Source organism: Herbiconiux sp. UC225_62, assembly GCF_042694625.1.
Taxonomy (GTDB): domain Bacteria; phylum Actinomycetota; class Actinomycetes; order Actinomycetales; family Microbacteriaceae; genus Herbiconiux.
Genome location: NZ_CP170551.1, coordinates 286,100 through 308,893, shown reverse-complemented (window position 1 = coordinate 308,893; position 22,794 = coordinate 286,100). Strand labels below are relative to the sequence as shown.

The following is a 22,794-nucleotide window of genomic DNA, read 5'->3' as shown; positions in this document are numbered from 1 at the left end:
TGTGACTCGTGTCTGAACCCATCGCAATAACCGAGTCGGCGGTGAGCGACGCGGTCGACGCGGCGCTCGCAGCACTCGAAGCCGCCACCGATTCCGCGGCTCTCCGCGCCGTGCGCTCCGAGCACGCCGGCGAGCACTCGCCGCTGGCCGCCTTCAACGCCGCCATCAAGTCGCTCCCGGGCGACCAGAAGGCTGCCGCGGGCAAGCTCGTCGGGCAGGCCCGCGCACGGGTGAACCAGGCGATCGCCGCGCGCGAGACCGAGGTCGTGGCCCTCGAGGAGGCCCAGCGTCTCGCCGACGAGGCGATCGACGTGACCGCCGTCGCCACCCGGCGCCGCATCGGGGCGCGCCATCCGCTCTCCCTGTTGCAGGACCGCATCGCCGACATCTTCGTGGGCATGGGGTGGGAGGTCGCCGAAGGCCCCGAGGTCGAGAGCGAGTGGTTCAACTTCGACGCCCTCAACTTCGACGCCGACCACCCGGCGCGTGCGATGCAGGACACCTTCTTCATCGACCCGCCCGAGTCGCACCTCGTGCTCCGCACCCACACGAGTCCCGTACAGGTGCGGAGCCTCCTCGAGCGCGACCTGCCGGTCTACGTCATCGCGCCCGGCCGCGTCTACCGCACCGACGAGCTCGACGCCACGCACACCCCGGTGTTCAGCCAGGTCGAGGGCATCGCCATCGACAAGGGCCTCACCATGGCGCACCTGCGTGGCACGCTCGAGCACTTCGCCCGGCAGATGTTCGGTGAGGAGGCGAAGATCCGCCTGCGGCCGAACTACTTCCCGTTCACCGAGCCGAGCGCCGAGATGGATGTCTGGCAGCCCAACGCCAAGGGCGGAGCGCGCTGGGTGGAGTGGGGCGGCTGCGGCATGGTGAACCCCAATGTGCTGCGCTCGGCCGGCATCGACCCCGATGAGTACTCGGGCTTCGCCTTCGGCATGGGCATCGAGCGCACACTCCAATTCCGCAACGACCTCAACGACATGCGCGACATGGTCGAAGGCGACGTGCGGTTCTCTCAGCAGTTCGGAATGGTGGTCTAGTCGTGCGGGTACCGATCAGCTGGCTCGCGGAGTACGTCGACCTCCCGGCCGACGCGAACGTCGCCGACATCCACGCCGCCCTCGTGAAGGTGGGCCTCGAGGAGGAGGGGTCGCACGACTTCGACCTCACCGGCCCCATCGTCGTGGGGCAGGTGCTCGAGTTCGTCGAGGAGCCGCAGTCCAACGGCAAGACCATCCGGTGGTGCCAGGTACGCGTGGCGCCCGAGGGTCACAACGCGGCCGACGGGGGAGCGGATGTGCGCGGCATCGTCTGCGGAGCCCGCAACTTCTTCGAGGGCGACAAGGTGGTGGTGACGCTTCCGGGCGCCGTACTGCCCGGCGGCTTCACCATCGCTGCGCGCAAGACCTACGGGCACGTCTCCGACGGCATGATCGCCTCGGCGCGCGAGCTCGGCCTCGGCGAAGACCACGACGGCATCCTGCGTCTCAGCACGCTCGGTCTCGATCCCGAGGTGGGAACGGATGCGATCGCCCTGCTCGGTCTCGACGACCGGGCCGTCGAGGTCAACGTCACGCCCGACCGCGGCTACGCCTTCTCCATCCGCGGCATCGCCCGCGAGTACTCCCACTCGACCGGCGCGGTCTTCCGCGACCCGGTCGCGCGCGTCGCCCCGGTGGCCGGAACCGGGTTCCCGGTCTCCATCCATGACGAGGCCCCGATCCGCGGGCGCGTCGGAGCCACCGTGTTCATCACCCGCGTGGTGCGCGGCGTCGACCCCACGCGGCCCTCGCCGCCCTGGCTCGTTTCGCGGCTCAAGCTCGCGGGCATCCGCTCCATCTCGTTGATCGTCGACATCACGAACTACGTGATGCTCGAGTTCGGTCAGCCCATCCACGGCTACGACCTGGATGCGCTGCAGGGCGGCATCGTGGTGCGTCGCGCTGCCGAGGGCGAGACCCTGGAGACCCTGGACGGGGTCACCCGCCAGCTCGACCCCGAAGACCTGCTCATCACCGACGACCGCGGGGCCATCGGTCTCGCCGGGGTGATGGGCGGTGCCGCCACCGAGATCTCCGACAGCACCACGAACGTGCTGATCGAGGCCGCGAACTTCGACCCCGTGTCGATCGCGCGCACGGCCCGCCGGCACAAGCTGCCGAGCGAGGCGTCGCGCCGCTTCGAGCGCGGCGTCGACCCGAAGGTGGCACAGCCTGCTGCGGCCCGGGTCGTCGAGCTGCTCGAGACCCTCGCCGGCGGAACGGCCGACGGGCTCGGGTCGGTTCACCACGATCATCCGGAGCTCGGCTCCATCATGCTGCCCTTCGGCTACGTGCAGCGCCTGGTCGGCGTCGACTTCACGCCCGACGACATCGCCCGTTCCCTGGCGGAGATCGGATCGGCGGTCGAGGAGAACGCGGCCGGATTCGAGGTCACCCCGCCGTCCTGGCGGCCCGACCTCATCGACAAGGCCTCGCTCGCCGAGGAGGTCGCCCGCATCGTGGGTTACGACCGCATCCCCAGCGTGCTTCCGGTGGCCCCGCCCGGGCGCGGTCTCACCGTGTCGCAGGTCACGCGGCGGCGCACCGCCGACGTGCTCGCGGCCGGCGGTCTCACCGAGGTGCTCGCCTACCCGTTCGTGAGCGTCTCGCAGAATCGCGCCTTCGGCAGCGCCGACGACGTCGAGGTTCCCGCGATCCGGGTCGCGAACCCGCTCGATTCCGAGGCGGCGCTGCTACGAACCTCCCTCCTCCCGGGTCTCATCGACATCGCGCGCCGCAACCTCTCGCGCGGTCTCACCGATTTGGCCCTGTTCGAGCTCGGTCTCGTGTTCAGCCCCGAGGCCGGTCGCCGCTACGGGCAAGACGAGCTGCCGGTCGGCGCGGCGCTGCCGAGCGACGCCGATCTGAGTGAGCTGCACGAGGGCATCCCGCCGCAGCCCCGTCATGTCGGCGTGCTCCTGCTCGGCAACGCCGTCGACAAGCAGCCCGGGCAGCCGGCGGTTCCCGTCGGGGTCGCCGACGCGCTCGACGTGGTGCACCTGCTCGAGTCGGCGCTCGCCGTCGACCTCCGGGTCGAGCGCGGCCGTCACAAGTCGCTGCACCCGGGTCGTACGGCGGAGATCTTCGTCGCGACGGGTGACGGCGAGAAGAGCGTCGGGTTCGCCGGCGAACTCCTCCCCGCCCTTGCGCACGAGCTTGACCTGCCTCGTATCGTCGCGGTCGCGGAGCTTGACCTCGACGTGCTGATCGAGGCCGCCGGATCGACCATCGAGGTCGCTCCGATCAGCGGCTTCCCGGCGGCGACGCAAGACCTCTCGCTGGTGGTGAGCGCCGACGTGCCCGCGGGTGAGGTGGAGCGCGCCGTGGTCGAGGGCGCCGGAGAGCTGCTCGAGAACATCCGTCTGGTCGACGACTACCGTGGCGTCGGACTTCCGGATGGCGCCAAGTCGCTGACCTTCGCCCTCCGGTTCCGCGCCCCCGACCGCACCCTGACGGCTGCCGAGGCGAGCGAGGCGAAGCTCGCGGGTGCCGCCCGCGCCGCCGAACTCCACTCGGCGACGGTGCGGGAATAGCGGCCCGCACGATACGGCTAGATTGGATTCATGGTCTATTCAGTCGCGGTGGCGGGAGCCAGCGGATACGCCGGCGGTGAGGTGCTCCGGCTCCTGAGCGCGCATCCGGAGTTCGAGGTGCGAACGGTCACCGCGCACGCCAACGCGGGCCAGCAGCTGACCAGTGTGCACAGCCACCTCCGCTCGTACCGCGGGCTGGAACTCCAGGCGACCACCCCGGAGGTGCTGAAGGGGCACGACGTCGTCTTCCTCGCTCTGCCACACGGCAAGTCGGGGGCGCTGGCCGACGAGCTCGGAGACGCGAGCCTCGTGGTCGACTGCGGAGCCGACCACCGGCTGGTGAGCACGAGCGCCTGGGAGACCTTCTACAAGTCCGAATACCACGGCTCCTGGCCCTACGGTCTGCCCGAGCTGGTGCTGGCCTCGGGGGCCAAGCAGCGCGAGAACCTCGCCGGGGTGAACCGCATCGCGGTGCCCGGGTGCAACGTCACCGCCGTGAGCCTGGGCCTCGCGCCCGGCATCCGGGCCGGTGTCATCCAGCCCACCGACCTGGTCGCCGTGCTGGCCGTCGGCCCCTCGGGCGCCGGCAAGACGCTGCGTACCGACCTGCTGGCGAGCGAACTGCTCGGCTCCGCCCACGCCTACGGAGTGGGCGGCACCCACCGGCACGTGCCCGAGATCGTGCAGAACCTCACCGGGGCCGGCGGAGAAGCGGTGACCGTGTCGTTCACGCCCGTGCTGGTGCCGATGGCACGCGGCATCCTGGCCACCTCGACCGCTCGACTCCAGCCCGGGGTGAGCGCTGCCGACGTGCGTTCGGCCTGGGAGCTCGCCTATGCCGACGAGCCCTTCGTCGAGCTGCTGCCCGAGGGAACCTTCCCGGCCGTCAGCGACACGATCGGTGCCAACACCGCACTCATCGGTCTCGCGGTCGACGAGGTGGCCGAGCGCGTCGTCACCGTGACCGCGCTCGACAATCTGGTGAAGGGCACGGCGGGAGCGGCCATCCAGTCGACCAACATCGCTCTGGGCCTCCCGGAGCAGCTCGGCCTCGGCATCGACGGAGTCGCGCCGTGAGCGTCACCCGGCCCGCCGGGTTCCGTGCCTCGGGCGTCGTCGCCCGCCTGAAATCGACCGGCGCCCCCGATCTCGCCTTGGTGGTGAACGAGGGGCCTCGCAACAGCGGTGCCGCCGTGTTCACCTCGAACCGGGCGAAGGCGAATCCGGTCATCTGGTCGGAGCAGGTGGTGAAAGACGGCATGATCGAGGCCGTCATCCTCAACTCCGGCGGAGCGAACTGCTTCACGGGCGCTTTCGGGTTCCAGACCACGCACGCCACGGCCGAGGCCGTGGCGGCAGCCCTCGAGATCTCGGCCTCCGACGTTCTGGTCTGCTCGACCGGACTGATCGGTGTCGGCGACCAGGTCTTCCGCGACAAGATCCTCGACACCGTACCCGCCGCCGTCGCCGCGCTGTCGGCCGAGAATGCCGGGGGAGCGGCTGCCGCGGCCGCCATCATGACCACCGACACGCACCCGAAGGAGGCCGTGGCCGAGTCGCCCGCGGGCTGGTCGATCGGCGGCATGGCGAAGGGCGCCGGGATGCTCGCCCCGGGCCTCGCGACGATGCTGGTCGTCATCACCACCGATGCCGACCTCGAGCCCGAGGTGCTCGATCGGGCGTTGCGCGCCGCCACCCGGGTCACCTTCGACCGGGTCGACTCCGACGGCTGCATGTCCACCAACGACACGGTCGCCCTCCTCGCCTCCGGCGCTTCCGGAGTCGCGGCCGACGAGGCGGAGTTCACCGAGGCGCTCACCGCCCTCTGCCGCGACCTCGCGCTGCAGCTCCAGGGCGACGCCGAAGGCGCGAGCCACGACATCGCGATCGAGGTGGTCAATGCGGCGAGCGAAGACGACGCCGTGGTGGTGGGCCGCGCCGTCTCGCGCAGCAACCTCTTGAAGGCCGCCATCTTCGGCAACGACCCGAACTGGGGCCGGGTGCTCGCGGCGCTCGGAACGACGGATGCCGCGTTCGACCCTTATGCCATCGACGTCTCGATGAACGGGGTGATGGTGTGCCGCGCCGGCGAGCCGGGAGATGACCGCGAGCTGGTCGACCTCACTCCGCGCGCCTGCACGATCCTGATCGACCTCAAGGAGGGCGACGCGAGCGCCACCATCTGGACCAACGACCTCACCCACGACTACGTGCACGAGAACAGCGCGTACGCCAGCTGATGCCCGAGTACGCCGTCCCCTCCGCCAGCGCAGCCGAGCTCGCGCACGTCAAGGCGCAGACGCTCATCGAATCGCTGCCCTGGCTCAAGCGCTTCCACGGCCAGATCATCGTGGTGAAGTTCGGCGGTAACGCCATGGTCGATCCCGCTCTGCAGCGCACCTTCGCCGAGGACATCGTCTACCTGCGGTCGGTGGGCATCCGTCCCGTCGTGGTGCACGGCGGCGGGCCGCAGATCTCGCGGATGCTCGAACGCCTCGGCATCCGGAGCGAGTTCCGCGGCGGCTACCGGGTCACCAGCCCCGAGGCCATGGACGTGGTGCGGATGGTACTCACCGGGCAGATCAGTCGCGACATCGTGAGTCACATCAACGAGCACGGTCCGCTCGCGGCCGCCCTCTCGGGTGAAGACGCCGGGCTGTTCGAGGGCCGGCGCCGGCAGGTCGAGATCGACGGTGAGCTGGTCGACCTCGGTCTGGTGGGCGACGTGGTGGGGGTGAACCCCGAGGGCGTGCTCGCGCAGCTCGACGCGGGGCGCATCCCGGTCGTCTCCTCCATCGCCCCCGACATCGACGAGCCCGGCCAGGTGCTCAACGTCAACGCGGATGCCGCGGCGGCGGCCCTGGCGGTCGCCCTGAACGCGGCCAAGCTCGTCATCCTCACCGACGTGGCCGGTCTGTACAGCGACTGGCCGAACCAGGACTCGCTCGTCTCGGTGATCGAGACCGAGGAACTGCGGGCCCTGCTGCCGAGTCTCGAATCGGGCATGATCCCGAAGATGGCGGCCTGCCTCGAGGCCGTCGACGGCGGCGTCGCGAAGGCCGCGATCATCGACGGCCGCGAGGCGCATTCCATCCTTCTCGAAGTATTCACCCCGGGCGGTGTCGGCACGGAAGTCGTGCCGGCGGCGGCCCACTGAACCGGAGGCCAGTCGTGCCAGGCGCTGAGACGGACACCCAATGGCAGAGTCGCTTCGACTCGTCGCTGATGCGGACGATGGGGATGCCGTTGCGCCTGCTCGTGCGCGGACAGGGCGCCTACGTCTGGGACGACCAGGGCACCGAGTACCTCGACTTCCTCGCCGGCATCGCCGTGAACTCGCTCGGCCACGCGCATCCGGTGTTCGTCGACGCCGTCACCCGGCAGGCGTCCACCCTCGCCCACGTGTCGAACTACTTCTCCACGCCGCCGCAGCTCGAGCTGGCCGAACGGCTGAAGCGCATCACGGGTGCCGGTGACGGCGGGCGCACCTACTTCTGCAACTCCGGCGCCGAGGCGAACGAGGCGGCCTTCAAGCTCGCCCGGCTGAACTCCTCCGACCATCGCCGGAAGATCGTCGCCCTGCACAACGGATTCCACGGCCGCACGATGGGCGCGCTGTCGCTCACCGGCAAGCCCGCCATGCGCGAGCCCTTCGAGCCGATGCCCTCGGGCGTCGTGCACATCGACACCACGATCGAGGCGCTCGAGGCCACGATCGACGACTCGGTCGCGGCACTCTTCGTCGAGCCGATCAAGGGCGAGGCCGGCGTGCTCGAGCTCCCGCCGGGCTATCTGCGTCGGGCGCGCGAACTGACCGAGCAGCACGGGGTGCTGCTCATCCTCGACGAGATCCAGACCGGCGTCGGCCGCACCGGCGCCTGGTTCTCCTACATGAACGACGGCATCCTGCCGGATGCGGTCACCGTCGCGAAGGGGATGGCCGGCGGTTTCCCGATCGGTTCGCTGGTGACCTTCGGCTGGGCCTCCGACCTCTTCACACGTGGTCAGCACGGCAGCACCTTCGGCGGCAACCCGCTCGCGACCGCCACCGCCAACGCCGTGCTCGGCGAGATCGAGTCCGCGGGCCTGGTGGAGAACGCCGCGCGGCGGGGCGCGGAACTGCGCGCGGTGATCGCGGGTCTCGAGTCTCCGCTGGTGGAGGAGATCCGCGGGCAGGGTCTGCTCATCGGCATCGGCCTCCACGAACCCGTGGCGGGAGCCATCTCGGATGCGGCGCTCGCGAACGGGCTCATCATCAACGCCCCGAACGACTCCAGCCTCCGCATCGCGCCGCCGCTGATCATCGGCGACGACGAGGTGCGGGTGTTCGCCGAGCGACTCCGACGCGCCTTCGACGCGGTCGCGGCCGACTGACGGCAGGCCCGCGTCGGCCGATGTCGCTATCCTGAACACTTCCGACTCTTCCCGACACTGAGGCGAACCGAACCATGACCAGGCACTTCCTCCGCGACGACGACATCACGCCGGCCGAGCAGCAGCAGATCCTCGACCTCGCCGTCGAACTGAAGAAGGACCGCTTCCAGGCGAAGCCCCTGGCCGGCCCGCAGACCGTCGCAGTCATCTTCGACAAGTCGTCCACGCGCACCCGGGTGTCATTCGCGGTCGGTATCGCCGATCTCGGCGGCATCCCGCTCATCATCTCCACCGCCTCGAGCCAGCTCGGCGGCAAGGAGACGGCCTCCGACACCGCCCGGGTGCTCGAACGGCAGGTGGCGGCGATCGTGTGGCGCACCTACGCGCAGGCGGGGCTCGAGGAGATGGCGGCGGGCACGCGGGTGCCGGTGGTCAACGCACTCTCCGACGACTTCCACCCATGTCAGTTGCTCGCGGACTTCCTCACCATCCGCGAGCACCGGGGCGCACTGAGCGGGCTCACCGTCGCCTTCCTCGGCGACGGGGCGAGCAACATGGCGCAGTCCTACCTCCTGGCCGGCGCGACCGCGGGGATGCACGTGCGCGTGGCGAGCCCGGAGGAATACTCTCCCGCGGCATCCGTCGTCGCCGACGCGGAAAAGCGGGCGATCGAGACCGGCGGATCAGTGACGGTGCTGACCGATCCGGCCGAGGCCGCGTCGGACGCCGACGTCGTGGTCACCGACACCTGGGTGTCGATGGGTAAAGAGGATGAGAAGGCCGAACGCGTGAAGACGTTCGGCGGCTACCAGGTCGATCCGGCCATGATGGCGCGGGCGAAGAGCGACGCGCTCTTCCTGCACTGCCTCCCGGCCGACCGCGGTTACGAGGTCGCGGCCGAGGTGATCGACGGCCCGCAGAGTGTCATCTGGGACGAGGCGGAGAACCGCCTGCACGCCCAGAAGGCCCTTCTCGTGTGGTTGTTCGAGCAGAACGAGCAGACGACTCCCGCCCGGAAGGCAGGTTTCTGATGGCCGACGACGTCTCCTCGCGCGCCGCGGAAGCGGGAGCCCTCTGGGGCGGCCGCTTCTCCGGAGGGCCCGCTCCCGAGCTCGCCGAACTCAGCCGTTCGACGCACTTCGACTGGCAACTCGCGCAGTACGACATCGCGGGATCGCGGGCTCACGCGAACGCCCTCGCCCGGGCCGGTTACCTCGACGAGGCCGAGCTCGAGGGCATGCTCGCCGCGCTCGACAAGCTCGCCGCGGCCGTCGACAGCGGCGAGTTCACCCCCCAGTCGACGGATGAAGACGTGCACTCCGCCCTGGAGCGAGGGCTGATCGAGTTCTCCGGTGCCGAACTCGGGGGCAAGCTCCGCGCGGGCCGCAGCCGCAACGACCAGATCGCGACGCTGGTGCGGATGCTCCTGCGCGACCACGCGGTCACGCTCACCCGCCTGCTCGTCGACCTGATCGACGCCACCGCCTCGCAGGCCGACGCGAACTTCGGCGCCATCCTGCCGGGGCGCACCCATCTGCAGCACGCGCAACCGGTGCTGCTCGCGCACCAGCTGCTGGCGCACTGCTGGCCCCTGGTGCGCGACATCGAGCGACTGCGCGACTGGGATGCGCGGGCGAACGCCTCGCCCTACGGATCGGGAGCGCTGGCCGGGAACACCCTTGGCCTCGACGCAGAACTGGTCGCCCATGACCTCGGCTTCGCGCACGGGGTCGAGAACTCCATCGACGGCACGGCGTCGCGCGACGTGGTGGCCGAGTTCGCCTACGTCACCGCCCAGATCGGCATCGACCTCTCCCGCTTCGCGGAGGAGATCATCATCTGGAACACGAAGGAGTTCGGCTTCGTCACGCTCTCGGACTCGTACTCCACGGGTTCCTCGATCATGCCGCAGAAGAAGAACCCCGACATCGCCGAGCTCGCCCGGGGCAAGGCGGGCCGCTTGATCGGCAATCTCACCGGGCTCCTGGCCACGTTGAAGGGCCTCCCGCTCGCCTACAACCGCGACCTGCAGGAGGACAAGGAGCCGGTCTTCGACTCGATCAAGACCCTCGAGGTCCTGCTGCCCGCCTTCACCGGCATGGTCGCCACCCTCACCTTCCACACCGAGCGGATGGCCGAGCTCGCGCCGCAGGGCTTCTCGCTGGCGACGGATGTCGCGGAGTGGCTGGTGAAGCAGCACGTCACCTTCCGCGACGCCCACGAGATCACCGGAACCCTGGTGAAATTCGCCGAAGACCACGATCTCGACCTCGACCAGCTGAGCGACGAGCAGTTCGCCGCCATCTCTCCCCACCTCACGCCCGAGGTGCGGGCGGTGCTCACCATCGAGGGCTCGGTCGCCAGTCGCGACGGCTCGGGTGGCACGGCCGGAGTCCGAGTGCGCGAACAGCTCGCCGCTCTGACCGAACGGGTGCGAGCGCTCGTCTCGCAGACCGGATCCCTGCCCGGAGGTGTCTGATGGACGACAAGAAACCCAAGCCCGAACGTGAACCCGGCGACCCCGGGTTCTGGCGCCGCCCCCTCCCGAACCGCGTGGTCTGGCTCATCATCGCCCTGGCCGGCGTCGTGGTGATCGCCGGGATCGTGGTGAGCCTCTCGCTCGGCGTCCGGCTCTTCTGATCCGGCATCCGGAGTCATCGTGATCGACCTCTCGGAGTCCTCGCTCGAGGTCGCGCCGCAGCTCCTCGGCGCCGTGTTCCGTCACGACTCACCGGCGGGAGCTGTCGCCGTCCGCATCACCGAGGTCGAGGCCTACATCGGCCAAGGGCTCGATCCGGGATCGCACGCGTTCCGCGGCAAAACCGCGCGCAACGAGGTGATGTACGGCGAGCCCGGCCATCTGTACACGTACTTCACCTACGGGATGCACGTCTGCGCGAACATCGTCTGCTCGCCGCCCGGCGAGGCCACGGCCGTGCTCCTCCGCGCCGGCGAGGTGGTCGAGGGAATCGAGCTGGCTCGCGAGCGTCGCACCACGGCGAAGAAGGATTCCGAGCTGGCCCGCGGACCGGCCCTCCTCGTGCGGGCTCTCGGCATCGCGATGATCGACAACGGGGCGGCTCTCGACCGCGAGCCGTTCTCCCTGGAGTTCCCGCCCGCCCGCTCCGCCGGCATCGCGACGAGTCTGCGCACCGGGGTGAGCGGCCCGGGCGGCCGGGACCCGTTCCGGTGGCGCTTCTTCCTCGAAGGCGACCCCACGGTCTCGCCCTACAAACGGCACCCGAAGGCCTGACCGGCGACGGCTCGGCCCCTCCCTCGCTGGTAGGCTTGGACACCGTGTCAGAGACAGTCGCCCCGCCCGGGATCGTGCAGCAGAACGATCCGTCTTTCGACGATGTCTGGGACGAATTGGTCTATCGCGGCCTGGTGCACGTCTCCACCGATCCGGCCGAATTGAAGTCCCTGCTGGCGGGCGACCCGATCACGTTCTACTGCGGATTCGACCCCACGGCGCCGAGTCTGCATCTGGGCAATCTGGTGCAGCTGCTGGTGATGCGTCGCCTGCAGCTCGCGGGGCACAAGCCGATCGGCCTGGTGGGCGGATCGACGGGCCTGATCGGCGATCCCCGGCCGAGCGCCGAGCGCACGCTCAACACCAAGGACACGGTGGCCGAGTGGGTGGGTTACCTGCAGGCCCAGGTGGCTCGCTTCCTCAGCTTCGACGGCGACAACACGGCCCGGCTGGTGAACAACCTCGACTGGACGGCGCCGCTCTCGGCCATCGACTTCCTGCGCGACATCGGCAAGCACTTCCGCGTGGGCACGATGCTGAAGAAAGACGCCGTGTCGGCACGGTTGAACTCCGACGCCGGCATCAGCTACACCGAGTTCAGCTACCAGATCCTGCAAGGGCTCGACTACCTCGAGCTCTACCGCAGTTACGGATGCGTGCTGCAGACCGGGGGCAGCGATCAGTGGGGCAACCTCACCAGCGGAACGGATCTCATCCACCGCACCGAGCACGTCAGTGTGCACGCGATCGGCACCCCGCTCATCACGAATTCCGACGGCACGAAGTTCGGCAAGAGCGAGGGCAACGCCATCTGGCTCGACCCCGCGCTCACCAGCCCGTACGCGTTCTACCAGTTCTGGCTCAACACCGACGATGCCGACGTGATCGACCGATTGAAGATCTTCTCGTTCCGGCCGCGCGCCGAGATTGAGCGCTTGGCTCAGGCGGTGGCCGACGAACCGTTCCGGCGCGAGGCACAACGAGCACTGGCCTACGAGGTGACGGCGCTCGTGCACGGAGTGGCGGCGACGGATGCCGCGATCGCGGCCGCGGCAGCGCTCTTCGGCCAGGGCGAACTCGCCGAGCTCGATGCGGCCACGCTGGGCGCGGCGATCGGCGAACTGCCGAACGTGCGAGCGACCGGTGAGACGACGGTGTTGGAGGCGCTGCTCGACACCGGTCTCGTCTCGAGTCTGGGGGAGGGCCGCCGCGCCATCGCGCAGGGCGGGGTCTATCTGAACAACGCGAAGGTGACCGACGAGAGCACGGCTCTCGGGGGTGCCGCGTTGGCGGGCGGGTTCGCGGTGCTGCGTCGCGGCAAGAAGACACTCGCCGGCGTGACGATCAGCTGACCGGACCCGCCCGGCCGATCACCCGACGGTGACGGGGATCGCGGTGTCCGGGCTGACGTGCACCGATCCGGGAAGGCGGATGAGCGTGAGCTCGGCCTCCTCGCGCAGCGGCGGCTTCGGCGTGCGCAGCTTGGCGAGCGTCCAGCGCTTGTCGTCACTCATGTTGGGCGTGGTCGCCAGGCGGTAGTCGGCGATCTTGACCGCGGCCTGCAGGGCGATGGTGCGCGGGTCGTCCTTCGCTCCGACCTCGAGCGTGACCGAACGACGCACGATCATGTCGTCATCACCGCGCAGGTGCACGGTGAACTGCACCACTCCGGGGTCGTCGGCACCGGTCGACCGGTGGTAGCCGACTTCCTGAATCCAGGGATAGCGCACATGACCCACCGCCACATCGCTCTTCTTCGTGCCCGTGGATGCTCGAATGAGCACGCGCGCATCCGTCATCGCGAACGACGAACCCGCAGCGCCCGTCGGAGCGTCCGATCCGCCGGCCTTCTCGTCGACCCGTACGGCGGATGCCGCGTGCCAGACCGGCTCGACGCCGTCTCGCTCTTCGCCGACGATCGTGAACTTCGCGTCCACAGAGGGGTAGAGCGCATCGAGCGCATCACCCGGACCTCGTGTCGCCATTACCGTGTACACCATCAGGGGTGTTCCTCTCTTGCGACAATCTGTCTCTTTGAGACTACATCCGCGAGATCTCGGGGCGACACGCCCGGGATGCAGCGCAATTTGCCACCTCCCGAAACATCCGCGTAATCTTCTAACTCGTCACCCCAAAGGTGCGGAAAGCGGAAGAGCTTCCCGGCCTCAAGAGGGACCATCCCATAAGCCGAAAAGGCACAAACTACCTAGTAGTTCTGCGTCTGAAAGCTTAGGATGTACAGACATCGCTCCCGCAGCTGTCAAAGCCTCGGATTCGCACCTGAGATTATCTCAAACACAGCGAAAACGCCGATTTGACACAGTGCGCGAGAGTGGTAGGGTTGAGAAGTTGCCTCGGAGCAACGCGAAACACTGAAAAGCATTGAGCTACAGGGTGACGCGGTTACGAACAACATCTGAATCCTGACCTTCGAAGTCATGGCTTCGTTTGGCGCGCCGAGATCTGATCTCGACACCGAAAACGGCCGATTTGACACGGAGATCGAAACAAGTAATATAGAGAAGTTGCCTGAAACGAAAGCCGAGAGGCCTGGTATTCAGAGCATCCGATCCTTGAGAACTCAACAGCGTGCACAATGTCAAATGCCAAAAACCCCGTCTGACCTAGGTCAGAAGGGATTCCTTTGGAAAACATTTAGAACAACAAAGCAAGTCAGTAATGATTTGTCTTGTCAGTTTCAAACTCGTGCGATGCAGAACCCATTCCGGTTCGGTTGCACAAACAAATGTGCCGATCACTTCGGTGGTCGTGCAAATAAACATTTACGGAGAGTTTGATCCTGGCTCAGGACGAACGCTGGCGGCGTGCTTAACACATGCAAGTCGAACGGTGAAAGAGGAGCTTGCTCCTCTGGATCAGTGGCGAACGGGTGAGTAACACGTGAGTAACCTGCCCTTGACTCTGGGATAAGCGTTGGAAACGACGTCTAATACCGGATACGACAACCGATGGCATCATCTGGTTGTGGAAAGAATTTCGGTCAAGGATGGACTCGCGGCCTATCAGCTAGTTGGTGAGGTAATGGCCCACCAAGGCGACGACGGGTAGCCGGCCTGAGAGGGTGACCGGCCACACTGGGACTGAGACACGGCCCAGACTCCTACGGGAGGCAGCAGTGGGGAATATTGCACAATGGGCGCAAGCCTGATGCAGCAACGCCGCGTGAGGGATGACGGCCTTCGGGTTGTAAACCTCTTTTAGTAGGGAAGAAGCGAAAGTGACGGTACCTGCAGAAAAAGCACCGGCTAACTACGTGCCAGCAGCCGCGGTAATACGTAGGGTGCAAGCGTTGTCCGGAATTATTGGGCGTAAAGAGCTCGTAGGCGGTTTGTCGCGTCTGCTGTGAAAACTGGAGGCTCAACCTCCAGCCTGCAGTGGGTACGGGCAGACTAGAGTGCGGTAGGGGAGATTGGAATTCCTGGTGTAGCGGTGGAATGCGCAGATATCAGGAGGAACACCGATGGCGAAGGCAGATCTCTGGGCCGTAACTGACGCTGAGGAGCGAAAGCGTGGGGAGCGAACAGGATTAGATACCCTGGTAGTCCACGCCGTAAACGTTGGGAACTAGATGTGGGGACCATTCCACGGTCTCCGTGTCGCAGCTAACGCATTAAGTTCCCCGCCTGGGGAGTACGGCCGCAAGGCTAAAACTCAAAGGAATTGACGGGGGCCCGCACAAGCGGCGGAGCATGCGGATTAATTCGATGCAACGCGAAGAACCTTACCAAGGCTTGACATATACGAGAACGGGCCAGAAATGGTCAACTCTTTGGACACTCGTAAACAGGTGGTGCATGGTTGTCGTCAGCTCGTGTCGTGAGATGTTGGGTTAAGTCCCGCAACGAGCGCAACCCTCGTTCTATGTTGCCAGCACGTAATGGTGGGAACTCATAGGAGACTGCCGGGGTCAACTCGGAGGAAGGTGGGGATGACGTCAAATCATCATGCCCCTTATGTCTTGGGCTTCACGCATGCTACAATGGCCGGTACAAAGGGCTGCAATACCGTAAGGTGGAGCGAATCCCAAAAAGCCGGTCTCAGTTCGGATTGAGGTCTGCAACTCGACCTCATGAAGTCGGAGTCGCTAGTAATCGTGGATCAGCAACGCCACGGTGAATACGTTCCCGGGCCTTGTACACACCGCCCGTCAAGTCATGAAAGTCGGTAACACCCGAAGCCGGTGGCCCAACCCTTGTGGAGGGAGCCGTCGAAGGTGGGATCGGTGATTAGGACTAAGTCGTAACAAGGTAGCCGTACCGGAAGGTGCGGCTGGATCACCTCCTTTCTAAGGAGCACTGGCAACTTCGGTTGTCCAGAGGCCAGATCGAGACATACGTTCTCGCTGGTAGCTCATGGGTGGAACATTGACATTGATGCAGTAAAAGCCGGCTAGACGCCAGTACGACCTTCGGGTTTGGAAAACGTCTGACCGGGGGAGACTGCATACGCACGCTGTTGGGTCCTGAGGGACCGGATCTTCTGCTTCGGCAGTTGGACTGAACCTCAGGACCTTTTCTTGTCTCGCAATAGCGAGGCGCGGAAGGGTACCGCCCGTACTTTGAGAACTACACAGTGGACGCGAGCATCTTAGATTCAGGATTTTGTCCTGGATCACAAAGATCAACAAGAACCCTTCGGGGTTCTGTAGATCATTGGTCAATTTTTCTAACGAAAGATCGATTCAAACTCATGTGATTTCAAGTTTCTAAGAGCAAACGGTGGATGCCTTGGCATCTGGAGCCGAAGAAGGACGTATAAATCTGCGATAAGCCTCGGGGAGCTGATAATAGAGCTTTGATCCGAGGATTTCCGAATGGGGAAACCCCGCTGGGCCCGCAAGGTGACCCAGTGACTCCCGCCTGAATATATAGGGCGGGTAGAGGGAACGTGGGGAAGTGAAACATCTCAGTACCCACAGGAAGAGAAAGCAAAAGCGATTCCGTTAGTAGTGGCGAGCGAAACCGGAAGAGGCTAAACCGATCATGTGTGATAGCCGGCAGGCGTTGCATGGTCGGGGTTGCGGGGACTTTTCTGCTGATTCTGCCGAACAGCAAGCGTTACAACGCAATATAGACGAATGGCATTGAAAGGCCAGTCATAGAGGGTGCCAACCCCGTAGTCGAAATGTTGCAATGGCGCGAAGAGTATCCCAAGTAGCACGGGGCCCGAGAAATCCCGTGTGAATCTGTCAGGACCACCTGATAAGCCTAAATACTCCCAGATGACCGATAGCGGACAAGTACCGTGAGGGAAAGGTGAAAAGTACCCCGGGAGGGGAGTGAAATAGTACCTGAAACCGTTTGCTTACAAACCGTTGGAGCACCCTTGTAGGTGTGACAGCGTGCCTTTTGAAGAATGAGCCTGCGAGTTAGTGATATGTGGCGAGGTTAACCCGTGAGGGGCAGCCGTAGCGAAAGCGAGTCTTAATAGGGCGAATCAGTCGCATGTTCTAGACCCGAAGCGAAGTGATCTATCCATGGCCAGGTTGAAGCGACGGTAAGACGTCGTGGAGGACCGAACCCACTTCAGTTGAAAATGGAGGGGATGAGCTGTGGATAGGGGTGAAAGGCCAATCAAACTTCGTGATAGCTGGTTCTCTCCGAAATGCATTTAGGTGCAGCGTTGCGTGTTTCTTGCCGGAGGTAGAGCTACTGGATAGCCGATGGGCCCCAAAAGGTTACTGACGTTAGCCAAACTCCGAATGCCGGTAAGTGAGAGCGCAGCAGTGAGACGGTGGGGGATAAGCTTCATCGTCGAGAGGGAAACAACCCAGACCACCAAATAAGGTCCCAAAGCGCGTGCTAAGTGGGAAAGGATGTGGAGTTGCACAGACAACCAGGAGGTTGGCTTAGAAGCAGCCACCCTTGAAAGAGTGCGTAATAGCTCACTGGTCAAGTGATTCCGCGCCGACAATGTAACGGGGCTCAAGCACGCCACCGAATTTGTGGCATTTATGTTAGTGACAGGCCTTCGTGGTCCAGTCGCATAGATGGGTAGGAGAGCGTCGTGTGGCCAGCGAAGCGGCGGTGTAAACCAGCCGTGGAGGCTACACGAGTGAGAATGCAGGCATGAGTAGCGAAAGACGGGTGAGAAACCCGTCCTCCGAAAGACCAAGGGTTCCAGGGCCAGGTTAATCCGCCCTGGGTAAGTCGGGACCTAAGGCGAGGCCGACAGGCGTAGTCGATGGACAACGGGTTGATATTCCCGTACTGACGAAGAACCGCCCAAGCTAATCCAGTAGTGCTAAGAGTCCTAACCCGGACCACTGATCCCCTTCGGGGGTGACGGGACCGGTCTAACGCTCGAACCCGTTCTGGTGCGGTTAGCGTATTAACAGGTGTGACGCAGGAAGGTAGCTGAGCCGGGCGATGGTTGTCCCGGTCTAAGGATGTAGGGCGAACGATAGGCAAATCCGTCGTTCATATAGCCTGAGACCCGATGGGTAGTCCTCACGGACGAAATCAGTGATCCTATGCTGCCAAGAAAAGCATCGACGCGAGGTTCCAGTCACCCGTACCCCAAACCGACTCAGGTGGTCAGGTAGAGAATACCAAGGAGATCGAGAGAATCGTGGTTAAGGAACTCGGCAAAATGCCCCCGTAACTTCGGGAGAAGGGGGGCCTGAGGCGTGAAGGGATTTACTCCTGGAGCGTTTGAAGGCCGCAGAGACCAGTGGGAAGCGACTGTTTACTAAAAACACAGGTCCGTGCCAAGTCGCAAGACGATGTATACGGACTGACGCCTGCCCGGTGCTGGAAGGTTAAGAGGAACGGTTAGCCGCAAGGCGAAGCTGAGAATTTAAGCCCCAGTAAACGGCGGTGGTAACTATAACCATCCTAAGGTAGCGAAATTCCTTGTCGGGTAAGTTCCGACCTGCACGAATGGCGTAACGACTTCCCAGCTGTCTCAACCGCGAACTCGGCGAAATTGCACTACGAGTAAAGATGCTCGTTACGCGCAGCAGGACGGAAAGACCCCGTGACCTTTACTACAGCTTGGTATTGGTGTTCGGTGTGGCTTGTGTAGGATAGGTGGGAGACTTTGAAGCTTGGACGCTAGTTCAGGTGGAGTCATTGTTGAAATACCACTCTGGTCACTCTGGATATCTAACTTCGAACCGTAATCCGGTTCAGGGACAGTGCCTGGTGGGTAGTTTAACTGGGGCGGTTGCCTCCTAAAAAGTAACGGAGGCGCCCAAAGGTTCCCTCAATCTGGTTGGCAATCAGATGGCGAGTGTAAGTGCACAAGGGAGCTTGACTGTGAGACTGACAAGTCGAGCAGGGACGAAAGTCGGGACTAGTGATCCGGCAGTGGCTTGTGGAAGCGCTGTCGCTCAACGGATAAAAGGTACCTCGGGGATAACAGGCTGATCTTGCCCAAGAGTCCATATCGACGGCATGGTTTGGCACCTCGATGTCGGCTCGTCGCATCCTGGGGCTGGAGTAGGTCCCAAGGGTTGGGCTGTTCGCCCATTAAAGCGGTACGCGAGCTGGGTTTAGAACGTCGTGAGACAGTTCGGTCCCTATCCGCTGCGCGCGTAGGAAATTTGAAAGGATCTGACCCTAGTACGAGAGGACCGGGTTGGACGAACCTCTGGTGTGTCAGTTGTTCCGCCAGGAGCACCGCTGATTAGCTACGTTCGGGATGGATAACCGCTGAAAGCATCTAAGCGGGAAGCCGGCCTTGAGATGAGATTTCCATACCTTCGGGTGAGAGGCTCCCAGCTAGACTACTGGGTTGATAGGCAGGATGTGGAAGCGAGGACTAAAGACTCGTGGAGCTGACCTGTACTAATAAGCCGATAACTTGATAATCACTATCTTCATACCGTTGTAAGGCTGGTATTTAGAGCCAAGATTGCTTGCGTCCACTATGTGGTTCTCGATGTACGGTCGAGAACCGAACAAATCAGCAATGATTGTTCGAATTCACTTTGATACATCAATAGTGTTTCGGCGGCCATAGCGAGAGGGAAACGCCCGGTCACATTCCGAACCCGGAAGCTAAGACTCTCTGCGCCGATGGTACTGCAAGGGGGACCTTGTGGGAGAGTAGGACACCGCCGGACTTCTTTGTGAAATGGCCACCCAGCAATGGGTGGCCATTTTGCGTTAAGTCCGTGGTTTTCAGCCGCCGAATGAGTACCTGAGGAGGGCCCATCGTGACCGACAACGATGACGAGAAGCGTCGCGACCAGCGTGGCGACGACGCGCGTGCGAAGCGCGATGACGGAGATCGTCGCCCTCCCCGTAAGGATTCGAATCCGGAGCGACCGGCTCGCCCGCACGGCAGCCGTCCGGCTCGAAGCGATTCCGACAGGCGGCCGTTCACGCCGCGCCGCGACAGCAGTTCACGGCCCGACCGAGGCGGTCGGCCGGATGCCGGTGGCCGGACTGACCGCAATGCCCGTCCCGAGCGAGCGGGTGGACCGACACAGGGCAACCGGCCTGACCGTGGTGGGCGACCCGACGGTGCCGGGCGACCCGACGGTGCCGGGCGACCCGCTCGAGCCGGCGGGCCCGAGGGTGGCGGTCGGCCCGAGCGTGGCGGTTCAGATCGAGGCGGACGCCCGGAGCGTGGAGGTTTTGACCGGGGCGGACGGCCGGAGCGCGGCGGTTCTGACCGAGGCGGCAGGCCGGAGCGAACCGGCAGTGACCGAGGCGGACGCCCGGAGCGCGCTGGGGATCGCGGCGGGCGTCCCGATCGTGGCGGACGCCCCTCGAACGGCGGTCCGGGGGAACGACGCCTCTGGACGAAAGATGGCAAACCAGCACGCAACGACCAGAACGCATCGCGGTTCGAACGCCCTCCGCTCACGGAAGAAGAGCTGCTCGCTCGCGAGCTGCGCGCTGTGCGTCCGCGTCACGACGACCCCGAGATCCCCGACGACGTCGTCGGTCGCGATCTCGACAAAGTGGCTCGCAATGAGCTGAAGACGCTGAACAAGGAGAACGCCGAGGAGGTCGCCCGGCATCTCGTGATGGCCGGCCGGCTGATCGACGAGAATCCGGAGTTGGCGCACCAGCATGCGGTGTCGGCATCCCGTCGCGCCGGACGGATCGGTGTGGTGCGCGAGACCCTGGCCATCACCGCCTACGCCACCGGTGATTACGCCCTGGCCCTGCGCGAACTCCGCACATTCAGGCGGATCTCCGGGTCGAACGAACAGCTGGCCTTGATGATCGACAGCGAGCGCGGGATGGGGCGGCCCGAGCGCGGACTCGAGGCCGGTCGATCCGTCGAGCGGTCGACGCTCTCGGTGCCCTCGCAGGTGGCGGTGGCGATCGCGATGTCGGGTGCGCGCCTCGACCTCGGACAGGTGGATGCCGCGCTGACCGAGCTCGAGATTCCGCAGCTGAACCCCGACGTGGCCTACTCGTACAGCCCCGACCTCTTCCACGCCTACGCCGAGGTGCTGGCGGAACTCGGGCAGGATGAAGAGTCGGCACAGTGGAGAGCTCGTGCGGAGAGAGCGGATCTCGCGCTGAACGGCGAGCCCGATGACACGATCGAGGTATTCGAGGAAGAGGACGATGGGTCTGTTCAGAGCGAAGAAGACTGAGCCGATGCTCCCGCTCGAGGGTGTCGACGCCGTTCTCGCCGATCTCGACGGTGTCGTCTATCAGGGCCCCACGGCGATCCCGTATGCCGTCGAAGCGCTGTCGCGCGTCGCATCCGAGGGTCTCCGCACCGGGTACATCACCAACAACGCCTCGCGCACCGATGCGCAGGTCGCCGAGCATCTCAGCAGCTTCGGATTGGCGGTGGCTCCTGAGGACGTGGTGACGTCGCCGCAGGCGGCCATGCGTGTCATGACCACCCTCATCGATCCGGGGGCGACGGTGCTGGTGGTGGGCGGCATCGGTCTCGTGTCGGAGGTGGAGAAGGCCGGGTTCGTGGTGACCCGCTCGGCATCCGATCGCCCGGCCGCTGTGGTGCAGGGGTTCGCCCCCGAGGTGGGATGGACGCAGCTGGCCGAGGCGAGCTTCGCGCTGCACGATCCGGCTGTGCACTGGGTGGCCACGAACACCGACTGGACCATCCCGGTGGCCGGAGGTATCGCGCCCGGCAACGGCACCCTGGTGTCGGCGGTGCACACGGCCGTCGGCCGACTGCCCGTCGTGGCGGGGAAGCCCGAGACCACGATCTTCGAGCTGGCGTTGGCGCGATTCGGCGCCGAGAAGGCCGCGTTCATCGGCGACCGCCTCGACACCGACACCATGGGTGCGCAGCGAGCGGGGTTGCGCGCGATCCACGTGCTGACCGGGATCGACCGGGCCAAGCAGCTGCTCGCCGCGCCGGTGGGGTCGCGGCCTGACTTCATCCTGGCCGACCTCCGGCAGTTGTTCGAGCCGTATCCCGCCACCTCGACATCGAAGGACGGCTCGGAGACCACGGTGGGCGCATCCGTCGTGCGGATGAAGGGACACGTTGTGCGGGTGGTGAAGCCCGGCGATTCGGCGACCGACCTCGTGCGGGCGGGGTCGGCAGCGATCTGGAACTCCGGGCTGTCGATCCACGCGCTCGACGTCGATCCCGCTCTCTACAGCTGAGGAACGGCCGTCCGCCACGGTGTCGCCGTCGGATGCGCGGGGTACGCTGAACAGGTGAACACGGACGACGTCGACAACGATGCCGCTCTGGTTCCGAGGCTCCGCCTGATCGAGGAACAGCCCCTGGACCAGCGCGCGACCGCCTACGCCCAGGTGCACGACGAATTGAAGGCCCGCCTCGAGGGCGGGGACGCGTCGCCCTCGGATGGGTAGTGCTCGTCTGGACGCCGTGGTCGCCGCTCGCGGCCTCGCCCGGTCGCGCACCCATGCTGCGCGCCTGATCGCCAACGGCTACGTACGCGTGGACGGAACACCGCAGGTGAAGGCGTCGTTCCCCGTGGCCGAGGGGCAGGTCGTGACCGTGGACGGGGTCGACCGTTACGTGAGCCGCGGCGCCAACAAGCTGATCGCGGCACTCGACGCCTTCTCCGGCGTGCATGTCGACGGGAAGCTCGCGCTGGATGCCGGCGCGTCCACCGGCGGCTTCACGCAGGTGCTGCTCGAGCGCGGCGCCGAACGCGTGATCGCCGCCGACGTGGGTCACGGACAGCTCGACCCGATCATCGCCCGCGACCCGCGGGTGGTGTCGGTGGAGGGGTTCAACCTGCGGTTCGCCACCCCCGAGACGCTCGCCGGGGCATCCGGGATCGACCGGCCGGTCGACCTCGTGGTGGCCGACCTGTCGTTCATCTCCCTCGGCCTGGTGCTCGAGCCGCTCCAGTCGGTGGCCCGGCCCGATGCCGACTTCGTGCTGCTGGTGAAGCCGCAGTTCGAGGTGGGGCGCACCGGCGTGAAGGAAGGCATCGTGCGGAACGCGGGGCTCCGCGCGGATGCGGTGTCGAACGTGCTCTGGGCCGGCTACGACCTCGGGTTATCCACAGCCGGTCTGATCCCGTCCCCAATCGCGGGGAGTGCCGGGAATCTGGAGTACCTGGTCTGGTTCAATCGGGAGGTGGGTTCCCATCCGACAGAATGGTTGGAACGAGTCACCGAGATGACAGGAGCGTGAT

Annotated in this window: 17 protein-coding genes and 3 rRNA genes; 19 read left to right on the top strand and 1 reads right to left on the bottom strand. The window is 65.2% G+C overall.

Annotated elements, in window-relative coordinates; genetic code table 11:
* The first annotated feature begins 8 nt into the window (after positions 1-8).
* From pheS to tyrS, 11 genes are all read left to right on the top strand, one after another.
* Positions 9-1,049 (top strand): phenylalanine--tRNA ligase subunit alpha, encoded by a 1,041-nt coding sequence (gene pheS, locus ACFJGU_RS01545; RefSeq protein ID WP_382307039.1) that lies wholly within the window; start codon positions 9-11, stop codon positions 1,047-1,049.
* Between the two features lie 2 nt (positions 1,050-1,051).
* Positions 1,052-3,583 (top strand): phenylalanine--tRNA ligase subunit beta, encoded by a 2,532-nt coding sequence (pheT, locus tag ACFJGU_RS01540; protein WP_382307037.1) that lies wholly within the window; start codon positions 1,052-1,054, stop codon positions 3,581-3,583.
* Between the two features lie 30 nt (positions 3,584-3,613).
* Positions 3,614-4,660: an N-acetyl-gamma-glutamyl-phosphate reductase gene (gene argC / locus ACFJGU_RS01535; protein WP_382307035.1), complete on the top strand. Its 1,047-nt coding sequence runs from the start codon at positions 3,614-3,616 to the stop codon at positions 4,658-4,660.
* On the top strand, positions 4,657-5,823 hold the full coding sequence (gene argJ, locus ACFJGU_RS01530) for a bifunctional glutamate N-acetyltransferase/amino-acid acetyltransferase ArgJ (protein WP_382307033.1): 1,167 nt from the start codon (positions 4,657-4,659) through the stop codon (positions 5,821-5,823). Before argC ends, argJ begins: the two co-directional genes overlap by 4 nt.
* Positions 5,823-6,740 (top strand): acetylglutamate kinase, encoded by a 918-nt coding sequence (argB, locus tag ACFJGU_RS01525; protein WP_382307031.1) that lies wholly within the window; start codon positions 5,823-5,825, stop codon positions 6,738-6,740. Before argJ ends, argB begins: the two co-directional genes overlap by 1 nt.
* Positions 6,737-7,957 carry an acetylornithine transaminase gene (locus ACFJGU_RS01520; RefSeq protein ID WP_382310227.1) on the top strand — a complete coding sequence of 407 codons (1,221 nt, stop codon included), beginning with the start codon at positions 6,737-6,739 and terminating at the stop codon, positions 7,955-7,957. The genes argB and ACFJGU_RS01520 overlap by 4 nt, the downstream gene beginning before the upstream one ends.
* Positions 7,958-8,031: 74 nt before the next feature.
* The gene (gene argF, locus ACFJGU_RS01515; RefSeq protein ID WP_382307029.1) at positions 8,032-8,988 is read left to right on the top strand and encodes an ornithine carbamoyltransferase; all 957 of its coding nucleotides are present in this window, start codon (positions 8,032-8,034) and stop codon (positions 8,986-8,988) included.
* Positions 8,988-10,436: an argininosuccinate lyase gene (argH, locus tag ACFJGU_RS01510; protein ID WP_382307027.1), complete on the top strand. Its 1,449-nt coding sequence runs from the start codon at positions 8,988-8,990 to the stop codon at positions 10,434-10,436. Before argF ends, argH begins: the two co-directional genes overlap by 1 nt.
* Positions 10,436-10,597 (top strand): hypothetical protein, encoded by a 162-nt coding sequence (locus tag ACFJGU_RS01505; protein WP_382307025.1) that lies wholly within the window; start codon positions 10,436-10,438, stop codon positions 10,595-10,597. The genes argH and ACFJGU_RS01505 overlap by 1 nt, the downstream gene beginning before the upstream one ends.
* A gap of 19 nt (positions 10,598-10,616) precedes the next feature.
* Positions 10,617-11,210 (top strand): DNA-3-methyladenine glycosylase, encoded by a 594-nt coding sequence (locus tag ACFJGU_RS01500; protein WP_382307023.1) that lies wholly within the window; start codon positions 10,617-10,619, stop codon positions 11,208-11,210.
* Between the two features lie 44 nt (positions 11,211-11,254).
* Complete coding sequence (gene tyrS, locus ACFJGU_RS01495; RefSeq protein WP_382307022.1) at positions 11,255-12,562, top strand: tyrosine--tRNA ligase; 1,308 nt, start codon at positions 11,255-11,257, stop codon at positions 12,560-12,562.
* A gap of 18 nt (positions 12,563-12,580) precedes the next feature.
* Here tyrS and ACFJGU_RS01490 read toward each other — a convergent pair whose 3' ends face one another.
* The gene (locus tag ACFJGU_RS01490) at positions 12,581-13,210 is read right to left on the bottom strand and encodes a hypothetical protein (RefSeq protein ID WP_382307020.1); all 630 of its coding nucleotides are present in this window, start codon (positions 13,208-13,210) and stop codon (positions 12,581-12,583) included.
* A 782-nt stretch (positions 13,211-13,992) separates the two neighbouring features.
* Between ACFJGU_RS01490 and ACFJGU_RS01485 the strand changes: the two genes are divergently transcribed.
* From ACFJGU_RS01485 to ACFJGU_RS01450, 8 genes are all read left to right on the top strand, one after another.
* Positions 13,993-15,516: ribosomal RNA gene (locus tag ACFJGU_RS01485) — 16S ribosomal RNA — on the top strand.
* 410 nt (positions 15,517-15,926) lie between these two features.
* Positions 15,927-19,045: ribosomal RNA gene (locus ACFJGU_RS01480) — 23S ribosomal RNA — on the top strand.
* A gap of 137 nt (positions 19,046-19,182) precedes the next feature.
* Positions 19,183-19,299: ribosomal RNA gene (gene rrf / locus ACFJGU_RS01475) — 5S ribosomal RNA — on the top strand.
* The 16S, 23S and 5S rRNA genes sit together here, the layout of an rRNA operon.
* A 157-nt stretch (positions 19,300-19,456) precedes the next feature.
* Positions 19,457-20,164 carry a hypothetical protein gene (locus ACFJGU_RS01470; RefSeq protein ID WP_382307018.1) on the top strand — a complete coding sequence of 236 codons (708 nt, stop codon included), beginning with the start codon at positions 19,457-19,459 and terminating at the stop codon, positions 20,162-20,164.
* Positions 20,146-20,793 (top strand): hypothetical protein, encoded by a 648-nt coding sequence (locus ACFJGU_RS01465; protein ID WP_382307017.1) that lies wholly within the window; start codon positions 20,146-20,148, stop codon positions 20,791-20,793. The genes ACFJGU_RS01470 and ACFJGU_RS01465 overlap by 19 nt, the downstream gene beginning before the upstream one ends.
* Positions 20,765-21,784 carry an HAD-IIA family hydrolase gene (locus ACFJGU_RS01460; protein WP_382307015.1) on the top strand — a complete coding sequence of 340 codons (1,020 nt, stop codon included), beginning with the start codon at positions 20,765-20,767 and terminating at the stop codon, positions 21,782-21,784. The genes ACFJGU_RS01465 and ACFJGU_RS01460 overlap by 29 nt, the downstream gene beginning before the upstream one ends.
* Positions 21,785-21,838: 54 nt before the next feature.
* Complete coding sequence (locus tag ACFJGU_RS01455; protein WP_382307013.1) at positions 21,839-21,997, top strand: hypothetical protein; 159 nt, start codon at positions 21,839-21,841, stop codon at positions 21,995-21,997.
* A complete protein-coding gene (locus ACFJGU_RS01450) occupies positions 21,990-22,793 on the top strand; it encodes a TlyA family RNA methyltransferase (RefSeq protein WP_382307011.1) in 804 nt (267 codons plus the stop codon). Before ACFJGU_RS01455 ends, ACFJGU_RS01450 begins: the two co-directional genes overlap by 8 nt.
* The last annotated feature ends 1 nt before the right edge of the window (position 22,794 follow it).

Excerpts from the sequence above, each read along its gene's own strand:
- ACFJGU_RS01460 (WP_382307015.1), top strand. The coding sequence starts at position 20,765 with ATGGGTCTGTTCAGAGCGAAGAAGACTGAGCCGATGCTCCCGCTCGAG.
- argB (WP_382307031.1), top strand. The coding sequence starts at position 5,823 with ATGCCCGAGTACGCCGTCCCCTCCGCCAGCGCAGCCGAGCTCGCGCAC.
- ACFJGU_RS01490 (WP_382307020.1), bottom strand. The coding sequence starts at position 13,210 with ATGGTGTACACGGTAATGGCGACACGAGGTCCGGGTGATGCGCTCGAT.
- ACFJGU_RS01470 (WP_382307018.1), top strand. The coding sequence starts at position 19,457 with ATGACGGAGATCGTCGCCCTCCCCGTAAGGATTCGAATCCGGAGCGAC.
- argC (WP_382307035.1), top strand. The coding sequence starts at position 3,614 with ATGGTCTATTCAGTCGCGGTGGCGGGAGCCAGCGGATACGCCGGCGGT.
- ACFJGU_RS01450 (WP_382307011.1), top strand. The coding sequence starts at position 21,990 with ATGGGTAGTGCTCGTCTGGACGCCGTGGTCGCCGCTCGCGGCCTCGCC.
- ACFJGU_RS01505 (WP_382307025.1), top strand. The coding sequence starts at position 10,436 with ATGGACGACAAGAAACCCAAGCCCGAACGTGAACCCGGCGACCCCGGG.
- argF (WP_382307029.1), top strand. The coding sequence starts at position 8,032 with ATGACCAGGCACTTCCTCCGCGACGACGACATCACGCCGGCCGAGCAG.
- argH (WP_382307027.1), top strand. The coding sequence starts at position 8,988 with ATGGCCGACGACGTCTCCTCGCGCGCCGCGGAAGCGGGAGCCCTCTGG.